Consider the following 15717-nt stretch of genomic DNA (forward strand, 5'->3'; position numbering starts at 1 on the left):
GGCTGAATAAAAAGAGAAATTGAAATGAATAAAATTAAGAAATTTAAAGAAGAACTGGAAAATTATGAAAAGAAATATGCTTTGTTAATAAAAGAATGTATTCAAGAAGAAATTAATAAAATTAATCCAGAAATTGAAATAAGTATACGCAGCAATGATGTAAATAGTATTTATGTTATATATAAGAATTTCAATTTTGAATTTAGATATGTGTATTTTAAATGCAAAAATAATGAGAAATTGTTTTTCCGAGGGTATGGAAAAACTAATACCCGTGGATATTCTTATGATAGATATACAAAAGAAGAGCAGAAAGAACGAGAGCGTTCATATGATTATGTACGTTCAATCTTAAAAAGTATTTTAGAAGATAGCTTGGATTAAAAGGAGGTAATGAAAAATGTATGTAATCAAATATAACGATGGAATTTATGCAGGAACATATAGTGATATGGACGGCACATATCTTTATCCAAGTAGCTATTTTAATATGCAAAAACCAAAAGTTTTTAAAACTCTAAAAGGTGCAGAAAAGCATCTTAGTAATTTAAAAAATAAAGTTGTTTTTGGAAAAAATGATGATGTATATATTTTTAAGATTATTGAATGGTCTGAAAATGATTTAGAATCACATTTGAAGTTTATTGGAGTTAAACCTGGTAAAAGTGATTATCCACAAAACAGTAATACTATTTCACCAGATAAAAAGTTAGAGAAGTATTGGAAAAAAGTATTCAAACCATTGAAAAATGAAGAAATAGAAATTACAAATATCACAGTATCTCATAATGTATGTACAATTAATTATTTGATGCCTTATTGTACAGGTAGCGAAGAATATATATTCCAAGCTGACATAGATAAAGAAAAAGCAGTTGATGGATTTTGTAACACAATAGAAGAAAAAGCAAATGAAATGATTGTTATGATTAAAGAGTGCAGCAATATAAGAAATCTATTTTAATAGAGGATAAAAAAGAAAGATGAGTAAATTAACAATAGAAGAGCGTTTGTTACATGTTTTAAATGGCATAAAACAAGTATTGAATAATTTAGGTGTTGAGTTTATTAAAAATGAAGTTGAGTGATGTAGATAGAAAATAAAGAATTAGCATCACTCTTAAAAAAGCATACAGAAGCGCAAGAAACAGCTAATTGCTTATAAGTGAAATTATAAATGAATTAGCTAATAGAGGCTTAGTAGCTGGGTTAGAAGTTCTATCGTGCTTAAACAATACAGAAGCACTTGTATGGGAAGAATTAGTCTTAAAATTAGTTAAGGGATACAGTAAAAATGAGCAATACAATAAAGGCAATAAGTTATGAAGAATATATAAATACTCCTTCGTTAAGAAACGTCTATAATGATACAATTGTAAAGTGTCATTTGTACAATTACGGCTGTATCAGTTAATGGTACAAAAAGGAGATGAGAACCATGAGTGAGAATAATGATAAGATTCATGATGATTTAGATAACAAAAAAAATATAGCGCCTGTTTCTGAAGGATATGGTGAAAAAAATAATAATTGTTAGAGCTGATTTTGAAAAGTGTGCTAAGGAAAATGGGAAAATTATTATTGATCCCCAGGATAAATTTAAATGATTCATGGACAATAGATATAAAAAAGGTTTTGATGAATGTATGAGAGTTCTTGATAAAAGTTATGTTCTTGTGTGAAGATGCAACATCATTTATAAATGGTGTTGTTATACCTGTGGATAGTGGATGTGTTTCTGGTAAATAGTTATATAAAAAAGGATATGTTAATATTTAGAAAATTTAATAACTTTTAAAATGTGGTTGTCTAAATAGATTTATAAGAAGTCTGTTTAGGCAACTGTTTTTTTTACTTGTTTTCTATTATATTGAATAATTTATATTGATTAATTATAATGATTATAGGCGTAGGAATGATGGAGTATATAAAAATTAATTTATAATAAGATTAATTTTTATATGACAATGCCAAAGTTTAATAAAAAAAACATATTGTTTTTAAATTTTGATGAATGAAGGGCGAATACATATGAAAAAAAAGGATTTGGTTTTATCATATATACAAAGAATGGTAAGTATGGATAATGAAGATAAGCTATTTACAACTCAAGAATTGGTTGAACATTTTCATATGCAAAGAACAAATTTATCATCAATACTTAATCAATTAGTTAAAGATAATAAATTAGAAAAAATAGATGGTAGACCAGTTTTATATAGGTTTATCACTCTTAATCAAATAGAAGAAGAATATAATATGATATTTCAAAGAATGATAGGGTATAATGGTAGTTTAAAAAATGCTATTAAAATAGTTCATTCAGAATTAATGTACCCTAATAAAAATTATACGTTCCTTCTCATTGGGAATAGTGGTGTTGGAAAAAGTTTTTTTGTTCAAACATTATTTCATCATCTTAAAGAAACTAAAAGAATTTCTAGCGATATCAAATTATCTAAAATTAATTGTAAATATTTTATGAATCACGAAAATGATTTGATAAATATTTTAAAAGATAATGAATTTTTAAAACAACTTAAGAATGGGATGTTATTTGTCGATAATATACATTTAATATCACAAGATAAACGTTCAATTATATATGATTTTATAACTTTACAATCAAAAGAAAATTTTATTTTAATTTTTTCTTCGGGAAAAAATGTAGATGCAGAATTTGAAAAGAACTATTTTGATAGTATGCCTGTAATTATTGATTTTCCGGATTTAGAGGAAAGAAGTTTAGATGAAAGATTTGAAATTATAAAAGATACTTTAAAAAATGAAGCAAAAAAAATAGACAAAAATTTTATTGTTGATTTTGAAGTATTACAATGTTTATTATTATATCATTGTGAAAAAAATATTAAACAATTAATAACTGATATAAAAAGCGGATGTGCGAGTGCCCATTTAAGAGAAATGAAATACAATAATTTAGACATTCATATATATTTAGATGATTTGCCTAAATATGTGAAAAAAGGATTAATTTTTTATAAAAATCATGTACCGGAATTAAAATTTATTTCTCATAATTGTTTATATAGGTTTTCAAAAGAATTTGTTGAAAAAATAAAAGATGATTCTTTATTAGAAAAACATTTGGCTACATACAGTTATTTGAAAGATAACACTTATAATGAAAGCTTGTTCCAAGATTCAAATATAAATATAACATTAAAGAAATATACAAAACAAATAGAGGATCAAAATATAGATGAAACGTCACTAAGTAAAATAGTAAATTATCAAATTATTCAGATTGTAAAAAAATTTTTAAATAATGCTTCCTATAAATTGAATCGTGTTTTTTCTGATTCAATTTTTTATGGTTTGTGTTTGCATATACAATCTCTTATAGATCATCCAAAAGTAAGAAATTATAATGATAATAATATTAAAAAAATGATAAATGAAAATCATAAAGAATATGTATTGAGTTTACAACTCTTAGATACGATAGAAGAACAATTAAATATACATATTGAGTTAGAAGAAGCTTCTTTAATAACTATGTTTATTTGTCAAAAAAATCCAATTATGCAAGATGATGGATTTCCAGTTTTTTTAATTGCTATGCACGGTAATCAAACGGCTTCTTCTCTTGTAGAGGTTGTAAAATCCTTAGTAAGGACAAATAAAGTCTATGCTTATAATTTACCATTAGATAAAGAAGCAATGGATGCATATAATGAATTAAAATCCCTGATAAAAGAAATTGATATGGGAAAAGGTATACTAATGATGTATGATATGGGTTCATTAAAGACCATGGCTGAAGAAATTGCAGATGAAACCGGTATTAACATTCACTTTATAATATCTCCAACGACCTTAGTTGCATTAGAATGTGCTAGAAAAATAGAAACAATTTATGATTTGGATTTAATTATGACAAATATGAATGATTGTTATGAAAAATATTTCCCATCTATTGTAAATAATTATAAAAGAGAACTTAAAAAAAATATTATTATCACATTATGCATGAGTGGTGAAGGGGGAGCTTTGCAAATAAAAAAATATTTAGAAAAGAATATTGAATTCCAAAATATTGATATTGTTCCTTTATCTATGGGGAGCAAAAATCAGCTTATTATACAAATCAATCATTTAAAAGACAAATATAATATACTGTATGTTGTAGGAACGTTTGACCCTCATTTACACGGAATTTCATTTGTTTCAGTTTCTAAATTATTTAATGTACCTGTTGAGAAGTTATCGGAATTATTTAGTGTGAATGGCAAATACCTCCAAACAAAAAAAAGGGTAAAATATTCATTGATTTTTAAAAATATTGAAGAACAAATGCCAGATTTTGATATCGACTTATTAAAGGACATATTACTTAATACAATTAACAAAATTGATATAAAATATCCTTTGAATCAGAATCAAAAGATAGGATTAATTATGCATATAAGTAATCTTATATATCAACTAGTACATCAACAAAAAATTAAACAAATTGATGATTATAACAAAATAATACTAGCAAATAAGAGAATATATAATTATCTTTGTGATATATTTTCGAATATTGAGAATGTTTATGAAATTACATTATCTGACTCAGATATAGCAATTCTTATTAAACTGATTAAAGAAATCTAGCTTTAAAAGTTAGATTTTATTTTTTTAGTGTATAAAGTGTATATTTTTTCATCATATTATTGTAAAAAACGTGAAGATAAAAATTGCGTATTGTTTCATATTTTTTCAATATACTACATAAATAAATCAAAAAAGAATAAAAGTGTATAAATTAAAAAATTAGTGTATAAAAAGAAAGAAATATCCACATTTTAAAGGATTTGAAGAAGCTTATAATTCATTGTATATTGATATCGTTGAACAAGGAAAATATAAAGATCGATCAATTATAAGAGTTTGTTTAATGATTTTAAAAAAATGAGGTGAAACAATGGATGTAGAACAAATCGCTTTTACAATTATTGCTCATGCAGGGGAAGCGAAATCATTAGCTTTCGAAGCATTAAGTAAAGCTAAACAAGGTTGCTTTAATAAAGCTGACGATTTAATTGAACAAAGCCAAAAGGAAGTGAACTTGGCTCATAAAGGTCAGATGGATTTATTGGTTGCTGAAGCTAATGGTGAAAAAACAGATATTAGTGTGTTATTGATTCATTCACAAGATCACTTAATGACTTGCATGTTAGCAATTGATTTAATTAAAGAAATGATTGAAATGCGTAAAGAAAAATATGAGGGAGAATAGTTATGAAAATACTATTAATATGTGCAAATGGTCTATCTACAAGTATTCTAATGAACAAAATGCAAAAATGGGGCAAAGAAAAAAATATTGAATTAGAAGTTAGAGCTGTTCCAATGAGTGAATATTTAAATGTATATAAAAATTTTGACTGTATTCTTATTGGTCCACAAATTTCTTATCAATATAACGAAATTAAAGCTAATGCAATTGATGTGCCTGTAGAAAAAATTTCCCCAATGGATTATGGGATGAGTAATGTGGAAAATATTATGAAACAGGTTAAGGCTTGTTTGGGAAAGGAGGAATAACTCATGAATAGTTTTATGACATTTATTCAAGAAAAGCTTACACCTATTGCTAATTTCTTTGGTGCTCAAAGGCACTTTTCAGCGATGCAAAAAGGGTTTATGGCAACAGTCAGCTTTATTTTAGTATCAGCAATTTTTATGATTATTGCTAATCCACCTGTGACAGCTGACTTAATTGCTCAAGGTGGTTTCTGGTCAATTTTTGAAGGTTGGTACAATTTTTCACAAACATATAAAGCAACAATTTTAATACCATTTAACATGACAATGGGAATGCTTTCATTAATTTCGGCATTTGCTATTGCTTATTATTTAGCTGGAAGTTATAAATTATCTCAAATGAATGCAGGATTTACATCAATGATTATCTTTATGATTGTTGCTGCACCAGCAAATTATGTAGCTTTGGCTGATGGAAATGTGGCTTCAATGATTAATACTACTTATCTTGGTTCACAAGGGTTATTTACTTCAATTATTGTAAGTTTACTTACTGTTGAAATTACAAGAATTTGTATGCAAAAGAAAATAACAATTAAAATGCCAGAAGGTGTTCCACCATTTTTGTCAGACATGTTTTCTTCAATTGTACCTTTGGTAATTAATGTGACTTTATTCTTTTCAGTAAATTTATTAATTAGTAATTTTATTCCAGGTAGTTCTTTACCATCTTTAATTGAAACAATTTTAGCAAAACCAGTATCAGCTGTAAACTCTATACCAGGAGCAATTCTTGTATCTGTACTTATCCTTGTAATGTGGTGCTGTGGTGTTCATGGGATGATGGTATTTATGCCATTAACAACGCCAATTACAATGGCAGCGTTCGCTGCTAATGCAGAATTATTTGCTGCTGGACAAGCACCTATCTTCCATCCAATTTTTATGACACAAGCAATTGCATTATTAGGTGGAACAGGAAATACTTTAGCTCTTGTTATCCTATGCCTTAAAAAAGCAAAATCCAAACAATTAAGTGTTTTTGGTAAAGCATCAATCGTACCAGCAATTTTTAGAATCTCTGAACCAGTTATATTTGGTGCACCTATTATGTTTAATCCAATTTTAATGATACCATTTGTATTGAGTGGAACTGTAATTGCAATTTTTTATTGGTTAGCATGTGCTTTTGGATTAATAACTCCATTTTACATTTTGGTTACTGGAACATTCCCAATCATTATTAATAGTTTTATTAAATGTCTAGACTGGCGTATGATTGTGTTTGAAATCGTAGCATTAATAGTAACTATTTTTATTTGGTATCCTTTCTTTAAAGTATATGATAATCAGTTGTTAACTCAAGAAAAAGAAAATGCTCAAAATATGGAACCGGTAGGTGAATAAAATGATAAACAAAAAATCAAATGGAGATAACTTTCCGAAAGATTTCCTATGGGGGGGAGCAATTGCTGCCAATCAATGTGAAGGAGCTTGGAATATTGGCGGAAGAGGAATGGGACATGTTGACCTTGTTCCTCAAGGGTGTAATCGTTTTTCTGTAATGATGGGAAATTTAGATAATTTTAATGATAAAAATGATACATATTATCCTTCAAGAACAGGTATTGATTTTTATCATCATTATAAAGAAGATATAGCATTATTTGGAGAAATGGGTTTTAAAGTATTAAGAATGTCTATTTCTTGGTCGCGTATTTTTCCAAATGGTGATGAAGAAGAACCTAATGAAGAAGGGTTACAATTCTATGAAGATGTTTTTAAAGAATGTCATAAGTATGGAATCGAACCACTAGTTACAATGACTCATTATGATATCCCATTACACTTGGTTAAGGAATATCAAGGATGGGAAAGCAGAAAAACAATTGAATTTTTTAAAAAATATGTAAGAACAATTTTAATGAGATATAAAGATCTTGTTAAATATTGGTTAACCTTTAATGAAATTAATTGTATAACAGCTCTACCTTATTTTGCAGCTGGAGTAGTTGTTAGAAGTGAAGAAGAAAAATTACAACAAATTTATATAGCTGCACATCATGAAATGATAGCAAGTGCATGGGCAACTAAAATAGCTCATGAGATTAATCCAAAAAATAAAATAGGTTGTATGCTTGCGGGAGGAATAACTTATCCATATACATGTGCGCCTCAAGATATTTGGCAAGCATATGAAGTGGATAGAAATAATTATTTTTTTGCTGATGTTTTAGCTCGTGGATATTATCCAGTATATAAATTAAAGGAGTTAGAACATAAGAAGATAATCATTCCATTTAAAAATGATGATAAAAAAATATTACGTGAAAATACAGTAGATTTTATTTCATTTTCATACTATTCTTCACATTTAACTTGTGCTGATCCTAATGCATATGCAGAAAAGGGTGAGGGAAATATGTTTCCAACCTTAAGGAATCCTTATCTTAAAGAAAAGGAAAGTGCGTGGAAATGGCAAACCGATGGGTTAGGATTAAGAGCGACTTTGAACGCTTTTTATGATCGTTATCAAAAGCCGTTGTTTATCGCTGAAAATGGTGTTGGTGGTATAGATGAATTAGAAAATGGTGAGATTCATGATGAATATCATATCAGATATATTAAAGAACATTTGCACAATCTTAAAGATGCTATAGTTTTAGATGGTGTAGAGGTTATGGGATATACTTCTTGGGGGTGTATAGATTTAGTATCTGCATCAACAGGTCAAATGAAAAAGAGATATGGCTTTATTTATGTTGATGCAAATGACCAAGGAGAAGGAACTTTTAAAAGATATAAAAAGGATTCTTTTTATTGGTATAAAAAAGTTATAGCATCAAATGGAGAAGATTTAGATTAAAGATATAATTTTCTTTGTTGAAATATGTGAAAATGGTTATCCACAACACTTAGACCACAAAACCTGGTTCAAAATACGAATTCAAAGACTCATCTTACTAATCATTGTTTTTGGAATAAGGTGTGGTAAGAACCTCCTCTAAGTAGTCAAAGTCACAGGAATGAAATACAAATCCATATTCACAAATTCAATTTTACAAATGAATAAAACCGTAATCAACCACGGTTATATAAGGTTGATAGAGAGGATATGTATATTGTAAATGACGATATAGATGAGTCATTTACAATATACCAGGTTTGAAAATGAAAAAATATCATTATTATATTGATAAATTATTTGAAACTGTAATAAATCGAAGAGTAAAAATAAATGATACAAAAATAACAATTGGTCGTGCCGTAAAATACACCATGAATCAAGTGAAAGTATTTTATAAGTTAGCTTGTTTTCTAAATTGATGTGGTGTTATAAGATAATTTTTTTTGAAAACACGAATAAAAGTTTCTGGATTCTTATATCCTAGATTAAGACTGATAGCTTCAATAGAAAGTCTTGTGTTAAGTAAAAGATTTTTACCATTTTGCATACGAATTTTTGTTAGTAACTCTGAAAATGAATATCCTGTCGTCTCTTTGATAAGTTTAGAACAATAAGGAACGGTATAATGGAATTCTTTGCTAATATTTTCTAAAGAAGCATGTTTATAATTTTTAAGTAGGTAATCAATAATCTGAAAATCAGGAAGATTTTTGATTATATTATTTTGAGAAATTGTAATGTCTTTATTATAGTTCCTATTAAGTAATGACATTAATATAGAAAACATACTGCAAATAATACGATCAGAATAGATATCCATCTGTTTATGTTCTTCATACATTTGTAATACATAATTTAATATTTGAGAGTCACCATGAGTATGAAAAATAAGATATTTCGTTTTAGTTTTAGAAAAAAGATGATTTATAAAAAATATACTTAATAAATCTTTATCCTTGATGTAGTTCATAAATGTATCTAGGAAAGTACTTTCTCTAACTAAAATATTGATAACTATAGAATTATCATCAAAATTTTTAACACCGTGTGAAATATGAGGGGCTATAAGGCAAAAATCACCCTTTTTTAATAATAGTTCAGTATCAAAAATAGTATTATCACATTGTCCATCTAGAACATATAAAATTTCGAAATAAGCATGTTTATGCTCAAAGTAAGGAATATAACGAGGGTGTTTTATAATAGAAATATTATGATTTTTTTTTATAAAATCATCTTCATAATGATAGATTGGTAGAGATTCGGGATGTAGTGCAATATTAAGATTTGTAGCATCATTTTGATTTTCTTTATAAAAATATTCAATATTTTGTTTAGTCTTATCCAAAAAATAATATTTTTTAAAAAACAATTCATCTTTATTAAAAAAATATAATTCCTCTATAATATTCATCACAATCACCTATATAAATTATATTATAAAATTAAAAATAATCAATAATATTGATTATTTTAAATCATTATAAATACAGTTTTTATATGTTATGATAAACATGAAATGAAAGGAGAAAGGGAAAGATGAATCAAAATAAAAATATATTATTGAAAATTGCTTTATTAAGCTGTGCTGTTGTTACAGCATCCATAAATGCAATAGCCGGGAATATACCTGCTATTGCAGAATCGTTTTCCGATGTTCCAGTACATATTATTGAACTAATAACAACCATACCGTCATTGTCAATGATGATAGCAATCCTGTGTAGTAGTTTAATCTCTGGTGTTATAGGAAATAAAAGAACAGTTCTAATAGGACTGCTATTGTGTGGATTAGGCGGTGTAGCACCATATATCTTTCAAGATATAATTATTATGATGGTTACAAGACTACTTTTTGGATTTGGAGTTGGACTTATCTCCTCAACGTTATTAATAATGATTATTTATTTCTTTGATGGGAAAACAAGAAGTCAAATGATAGGACTTCAAGGGAGTGTTGGAGGATTAGGTAGTCTGATTTGTACTTATATTGCTGGTCAACTTCTAATGTTTGGCTGGAATGTTTCTTTTTTAACATATTTAGTATCATTTATTGTTTTTTTAATAGTTTTTTTATATGTTCCAAATGTTACAGATGTTCAAAGTTCTAATGAACATAGTGGGTCAAAAATATGTTGGAGTAAAATTTTTCTATATGCAGTACTTTCTTTTATTTCAGTAACTCTAGCAACATTTTTTGTTATTAAGTGTTCTACATTGTTAATATTAAACGAATATGGGTCTGTACAAGATGGCTCTTTACTTGTCATGTTTATATCTGCAGGATCTTTAGTATCAGGAGCAATGTATGGCAATATTTATAATAAGCTGAAGAATAAATCACTTATATTATTTTATTTGATATGTGCAATTTCGTTTGTAATAGCCTCAGCATCTAGAAGTCTGTTATTAACATTATTATCAGCTTTTATATTAGGGTATGGATATATGGCATTTGTACCATTTCTTCAAGAAAAGGTAGGAATTTATGGTAATAAAGGCACAACAACATTATTAGTTTTCCAAAGTTTAGGCTCTTTCATTGCTCCATATTTTGGCGCTATATTATCATACTTTAGTGATACATTAAGTCATCAGTTTTTTATAGCTGGACTTAGCTATATAGTTTTAATGCTTGTTGCCTACATTATAAAAGATTTCACATAGAATATATACTAATGATTTGGTAGTGTGGTTCAAATAAAAATGTCATAGGAGATAACTATATAAATCAAGTGATTTTTGATTATATAAATAAAATGATGTAAGAGTGCAAACCGATTATTCTTTCAGAAAAATGAAATGACTATGATTTTAGATTTTAATATAAGTGAATTAGAAAAATGTTTTGAAGAAGTATTACAAAAAAATATAAAAAAAACCAGAATATCAGGTAACGTTATTAAAACATTTGAATAAAAAAGTATAGATTATTTTGGTTATTTCTTACTTTAGAGTATAAATAAAAAGGAGGATTTAAATGCTGTTGATAAATTCAATAGTTTGAATCCTCTAATTTTATGATTGTCTAAAACCAAGTAGGAACCATTATTCTCTGCACTCTTTTGTTTCTTTGTCTTCTCTAATACCTTTGCAAACAGGTTGACGCATACCTTCTTTGTTAGAAGGCATGTATTGTACTATACATACTAAATTAGGTTCTATCCAAACTGCATTATCATTTCCTTTGGGTAGATTACAATTAAATGGATGGTGCTTTATGATAGTGTAATTGTATTGATCTAATGTTCTTATACTTGCACCTAAGGTGACATGCCCATAGTATTTTAAATTATTACTTGAATCATATTTACCTAATATAAAACTTGTCATATTGTTGTCTTTTTGAATATATCCGCAGAGAACGAAATCATCATCAACCAGATATTTAAATTTAATCCAGTCAGTTGAACGCTTTTCAAAGAAATATTTGCTACCTTTTCGTTTAGCAACTACTCCTTCCAGTTCTTTTGATTTGACAATATTAAATAACTCTATACCAGTATTTTCTATAACTTTTGATATAGATATACGATTATTTTCATTAATTAATCGTGGCAATTTGTTTATTCTTTCTTCTATTGGTATATCGATAAGTAAGTCATTGTCAAGATATATTAAATCATAGACAACAAAGGTAGCAGGATACTTTTCAGATAAGAGTTTTATTTTAAAAAAGTCAGTTATAACTGTACGCTTTTGAACTTCGTAAAAGTCAGGGTTACCGTTTTTAAGGACAATGATCTCTCCATCAAGAATGCATTGTCCATTAACATTGGAAAAAATATTAGAAAGTTCAGGAAACTGATTAATCAGTTCTTTGTTACGCTTATTTCTTAAATCAACACTTTTTCTATCAATATATGCAAGACATCTGATTCCATCAAACTTTAATTCAAATAAATACTCTGATGAGTTGAACGGCTCAGATTGATTAGCAATTAGCATTGGTCTTGCTAAACGTTTATCAAAAATATCATTCATAGTTACGCTGCCATGTTATTTGATGCTTGTGTGTTAGCTAGATCAATAGACTGCTGCAGTGCAGACATCAAATCAATTACACTGTTAGGCTGACTGTCATCAGCAACTACTACTTCCTGACCGTTTATTTTAGTCTGTATAGCATCATGCAATTTAGCTTGGTATTCATCGTGATACACTTCTGGTGTAAATTTATCTGTCATAGAGTTGATTAAGGTTTTAGCCATTTCAAGTTCATTTTTATCAACAGAAACCTTGTTAATAGTTGGAGCTGGTTGAATTTCTTCCTGAAAAAATAGTATTTTAGCAATGATATCTGTTTTAGTGGGATATAGCACTATAAGTTCCTCTTTTGTCCCCATAACGGTTTTAGCAATGGCAACTTTCTTTTGAGATAATAGTGCTTGTCTGAGTAGTTCAAATGCCTTTTCACCACCAGGCTCTGGAACAATGTAATAATTTTTATCATAATATAATTGATCAATGTCGGTCATTTTAGCAAAATGTAATACATGAATAGTTTTATCAGTTTTTGATTTGATTCTTTCAAGTTCATCGTTAGATATTGTAACATATTTACCCTTTTCATATTCGTACCCTTTTATAATATCACTACTTTTAACTTCAGAATTGCAAGAGGGACATAACTTTTGATATTTAATACGCTGGTATTTTCCGTTCTCGTCTTTACATAGTTGATTGAAACTGATAGCTGTATTTCGGGTTGTTTTATAAAGTGAAACTGGTACATAAATAAGTCCAACGCTTATAGCGCTTTTGTGTGCAACTGCCATAATATCATTCCTTCTTTCATTAATATTAGATTTGACAGGAATAAAGAAAAATAAACTATAATTATTAGTTGACAACTTATTCTTTGAAAAAAATGACGTAATTTTTTTATGTCATAATTTTAATGAAGTAATTTGAAATTTTATACATATATGTCAATAGGCGAGAAATGGATCTAAACTTACTTGTCTTATAAGGGGTGATCAGATAACACTTATATTTCTTAGAAGTTAGAAAATTGAATAATGTTTGGTGATAGTGGCTAGTTGATTCAAAGCCATAATATTTCATTTCTCTTATTCAATTTAGATAAGCTTGATAATAATGTATTAAAACCTTGGTCATTATTATCAAAATGTATTGAATCAAGTATTATTTCACCTGTAGATAGATTGTAGATACTTGCGACGTGTTTATATTTGGCTACGTCAATACCGCAAAATAGTTTTGTCATAAAAAGACCGCCTTTCTAGAAACCTTGTCATTTCTATAGCAATCTTACTAGTGTAACCTTGCGTGACATGAAGATATCAAAATCTATCGAGCTATAAACAGATGTAATAAGATCCTATAGATTCACTCTCCTGATAAGTGGATAAACCACATAGAAATATAAGAGTATTAAGGTTCTATCTACATTGTACAAAGGTTGGAAAGAAAAAGTGATATAAATGTTACAACAAGGTACATTTTTATTATACAAGAAAGATGGTTAAATCGCTTACTATGATAGAAATAAAAACTGTTATTAGAGAACTATAATGATTTTTTTAATAGTATAAAGGTTAGGGTGATAATGATAGGTTCAAGCATTCAAAGTCCTCATATATATTATGGAGGTACGAAAGGGTTCTCGGCAGATAAAGTATAAGTAGCTGGATTTATGTTTGTTGACGATTCAGTTGTTAAAGGCGATATTGTTTATACTAATGATAAATCGTTACTATGCATAAAGGCATATATTTCCAACATAAGTGGAAGTTATGCCTTTTATTTCGTTTTAAAACGGTAATAAAAATATAATCATCAAATTGTACGATGATTTATTATGTAGATTTTCCACATTAATAAGGAAGTATATGTAATTGCCCTCACTGTTGTTACGATGTTATCATATATTCGGAAAGAGAAACAGAGTTAACTTATGGGGTGAGAAAATGAATAGTCGACAAATAAAATTTTTAAAACTTTTAAAAGAACAAAGTGAGTATAAGCCCGCATCTTTCTTTGCTAAATGGTTATCAGTATCAACGAAAACCATATATAGTGATATAAATGCTCTCTACAGTTTTTTACAAGAAAATGGTCTAGATCTTGATTCTTCGCCAAGAAATGGCATTAAATTATTGGACGCAAAAAACAATCTTAATAAGCTCATAGATGAAATTAGTGATGAAAATAAAAGAGATGAGTATTCTCCAGTGAATCGACGTTTTTCTATTATAAGAAAGATTCTTTTAGAAAACAAAAATACTACTTTAGAAAATCTATCAAATGATTTTTTAGTAAGTAAGACATCTTTATATCAGGATTTAGGAGTCATTAATGAAGTATTTGAAAGACAGAATACAAAACTAAAGGTAACTAATATTGGAATTGTATCAATAGGTACAGAAATAGATTTGCAAAAATCTATAAAAGATTATGTTTTTGAAGATGATAAAGATGATTCATTATTGGATTTGAAAAGTAAATTAGAACTCCTGTTTGATAGACAGCATATTGATTACGTTTTCCATTTATTATTAGAAGACTATAACGAATTAACAAATGATGTATCTATTTATTATCTGAAATCAATTATTGTTATACTTCTTATACAAATTGTTAGGTTGAAATATGGTTATCATGTTAAAACTGAAGAAACGTTCTTGTTTAATAATATACGCTATATGGAAACGTATGTTGTGGCGAATAGCATTGTTGAAATGTTGCAACAAAATTTAAATCTATATTTTAAAAATGCGGATATTGAGTATTTATGTAGGCAATTATTTGCACATCGAATAACAAATAGTTTAAAAACAGGACAAAATGAATATGCAGACTTAGTAAACGAAATTATTGAAGTTATGTCTAAAATAGAAAAGATTGACTTAAGACAAGATAAGCACTTATATAAGTCGCTGATTTATCATGTTCCTGCAATGATTCTAAGACTGAAAAAGGGAATTAAAATAAAAAATCCTTTATTAGAGAATATAAAGGAGCAGTATACAGAATTATTTACAATTGTCTGGTATGCATTATCATTAATAGAATCAAGATATAATGTTATTTTAAATGATGAGGAAGTTTCATTAATACTTGTTCATTTCCAAATAGCATTAGTTAATATCTCAAAAGCTAATAATATATTAGTTGTTTGTCCATATGGAATATCTTCCTCCCAATTAATATTGAGTAAAGTCCGTAAACTATTGCCAGCTAAAGATAATATTGAACTATCCAGAATAGAAAAATTATATCTTGCGGATTTATCGTAAGCGCCAAATAAAATAGTGGATAAAAATATAGAACTCTAAGAACTACAATAT

13 protein-coding genes are annotated in these 15717 nt (G+C 27.6%); 9 read left to right on the forward strand and 4 right to left on the reverse strand.

Annotation, left to right across the window (positions count from 1 at the left end):
* Positions 1–24 precede the first annotated feature (24 nt).
* From KTF99_RS09270 to KTF99_RS09300, 7 genes are all read left to right on the forward strand, one after another.
* Positions 25–384 (forward strand): hypothetical protein, encoded by a 360-nt coding sequence (locus KTF99_RS09270; protein WP_008792904.1) that lies wholly within the window; start codon positions 25–27, stop codon positions 382–384.
* A 16-nt stretch (positions 385–400) separates the two neighbouring features.
* Positions 401–964, forward strand: a complete 564-nt coding sequence (locus KTF99_RS09275) for a hypothetical protein (RefSeq protein ID WP_117561615.1) — start codon at positions 401–403, stop codon at positions 962–964.
* A 1067-nt stretch (positions 965–2031) separates the two neighbouring features.
* On the forward strand, positions 2032–4623 hold the full coding sequence (locus tag KTF99_RS09280) for a PRD domain-containing protein (protein ID WP_008792900.1): 2592 nt from the start codon (positions 2032–2034) through the stop codon (positions 4621–4623).
* 310 nt (positions 4624–4933) lie between these two features.
* Positions 4934–5248, forward strand: coding sequence for a PTS lactose/cellobiose transporter subunit IIA (locus tag KTF99_RS09285; protein ID WP_008792899.1), 315 nt, complete (start codon positions 4934–4936; stop codon positions 5246–5248).
* 2 nt (positions 5249–5250) lie between these two features.
* The gene (locus tag KTF99_RS09290; RefSeq protein WP_008792898.1) at positions 5251–5556 is read left to right on the forward strand and encodes a PTS sugar transporter subunit IIB; all 306 of its coding nucleotides are present in this window, start codon (positions 5251–5253) and stop codon (positions 5554–5556) included.
* Positions 5557–5559: 3 nt separating this feature from the next.
* Positions 5560–6903, forward strand: a complete 1344-nt coding sequence (locus KTF99_RS09295) for a PTS sugar transporter subunit IIC (RefSeq protein ID WP_008792897.1) — start codon at positions 5560–5562, stop codon at positions 6901–6903.
* Position 6904: 1 nt separating this feature from the next.
* Positions 6905–8362 carry a 6-phospho-beta-glucosidase gene (locus tag KTF99_RS09300; RefSeq protein ID WP_008792896.1) on the forward strand — a complete coding sequence of 486 codons (1458 nt, stop codon included), beginning with the start codon at positions 6905–6907 and terminating at the stop codon, positions 8360–8362.
* A gap of 433 nt (positions 8363–8795) precedes the next feature.
* On the opposite strand, the gene KTF99_RS09305 is transcribed toward KTF99_RS09300, so the two are convergent.
* Positions 8796–9818 (reverse strand): AraC family transcriptional regulator, encoded by a 1023-nt coding sequence (locus KTF99_RS09305; protein WP_008792894.1) that lies wholly within the window; start codon positions 9816–9818, stop codon positions 8796–8798.
* Positions 9819–9943: 125 nt separating this feature from the next.
* Here KTF99_RS09305 and KTF99_RS09310 point away from each other — a divergent pair, with 125 nt between their 5' ends.
* Positions 9944–11071 carry an MFS transporter gene (locus KTF99_RS09310; protein WP_008792893.1) on the forward strand — a complete coding sequence of 376 codons (1128 nt, stop codon included), beginning with the start codon at positions 9944–9946 and terminating at the stop codon, positions 11069–11071.
* A 381-nt stretch (positions 11072–11452) separates the two neighbouring features.
* Here KTF99_RS09310 and KTF99_RS09315 read toward each other — a convergent pair whose 3' ends face one another.
* From KTF99_RS09315 to KTF99_RS17635, 3 genes are all read right to left on the reverse strand, one after another.
* Positions 11453–12388, reverse strand: coding sequence for an ATP-dependent DNA ligase (locus KTF99_RS09315; RefSeq protein ID WP_008792892.1), 936 nt, complete (start codon positions 12386–12388; stop codon positions 11453–11455).
* A 2-nt stretch (positions 12389–12390) separates the two neighbouring features.
* The gene (gene ku, locus KTF99_RS09320) at positions 12391–13182 is read right to left on the reverse strand and encodes a non-homologous end joining protein Ku (RefSeq protein WP_008792891.1); all 792 of its coding nucleotides are present in this window, start codon (positions 13180–13182) and stop codon (positions 12391–12393) included.
* 269 nt (positions 13183–13451) lie between these two features.
* Positions 13452–13634 (reverse strand): IS110 family transposase, encoded by a 183-nt coding sequence (locus tag KTF99_RS17635; protein ID WP_008792890.1) that lies wholly within the window; start codon positions 13632–13634, stop codon positions 13452–13454.
* 703 nt (positions 13635–14337) lie between these two features.
* On the opposite strand from KTF99_RS17635, the gene KTF99_RS09330 reads away from it, so the two are divergent.
* Positions 14338–15666: a BglG family transcription antiterminator gene (locus tag KTF99_RS09330; RefSeq protein ID WP_254210124.1), complete on the forward strand. Its 1329-nt coding sequence runs from the start codon at positions 14338–14340 to the stop codon at positions 15664–15666.
* Positions 15667–15717: the final 51 nt, after the last annotated feature.

Source organism: Erysipelatoclostridium sp. MSK.7.34 (assembly GCF_019041935.1).
GTDB lineage: Bacteria > Bacillota_I > Bacilli_A > Erysipelotrichales > Coprobacillaceae > Thomasclavelia > Thomasclavelia ramosa.

What these genes read in the sequence shown, in the direction of transcription:
- KTF99_RS09270 (WP_008792904.1), top strand. Translation starts at nt 25, where the DNA reads ATGAATAAAATTAAGAAATTTAAAGAAGAACTGGAAAATTATGAAAAG.
- KTF99_RS09275 (WP_117561615.1), top strand. Translation starts at nt 401, where the DNA reads ATGTATGTAATCAAATATAACGATGGAATTTATGCAGGAACATATAGT.
- KTF99_RS09280 (WP_008792900.1), top strand. Translation starts at nt 2,032, where the DNA reads ATGAAAAAAAAGGATTTGGTTTTATCATATATACAAAGAATGGTAAGT.
- KTF99_RS09285 (WP_008792899.1), top strand. Translation starts at nt 4,934, where the DNA reads ATGGATGTAGAACAAATCGCTTTTACAATTATTGCTCATGCAGGGGAA.
- KTF99_RS09290 (WP_008792898.1), top strand. Translation starts at nt 5,251, where the DNA reads ATGAAAATACTATTAATATGTGCAAATGGTCTATCTACAAGTATTCTA.
- KTF99_RS09295 (WP_008792897.1), top strand. Translation starts at nt 5,560, where the DNA reads ATGAATAGTTTTATGACATTTATTCAAGAAAAGCTTACACCTATTGCT.
- KTF99_RS09300 (WP_008792896.1), top strand. Translation starts at nt 6,905, where the DNA reads ATGATAAACAAAAAATCAAATGGAGATAACTTTCCGAAAGATTTCCTA.
- KTF99_RS09305 (WP_008792894.1), bottom strand. Translation starts at nt 9,818, where the DNA reads ATGAATATTATAGAGGAATTATATTTTTTTAATAAAGATGAATTGTTT.
- KTF99_RS09310 (WP_008792893.1), top strand. Translation starts at nt 9,944, where the DNA reads ATGAATCAAAATAAAAATATATTATTGAAAATTGCTTTATTAAGCTGT.
- KTF99_RS09315 (WP_008792892.1), bottom strand. Translation starts at nt 12,388, where the DNA reads ATGAATGATATTTTTGATAAACGTTTAGCAAGACCAATGCTAATTGCT.
- ku (WP_008792891.1), bottom strand. Translation starts at nt 13,182, where the DNA reads ATGGCAGTTGCACACAAAAGCGCTATAAGCGTTGGACTTATTTATGTA.
- KTF99_RS17635 (WP_008792890.1), bottom strand. Translation starts at nt 13,634, where the DNA reads ATGACAAAACTATTTTGCGGTATTGACGTAGCCAAATATAAACACGTC.
- KTF99_RS09330 (WP_254210124.1), top strand. Translation starts at nt 14,338, where the DNA reads ATGAATAGTCGACAAATAAAATTTTTAAAACTTTTAAAAGAACAAAGT.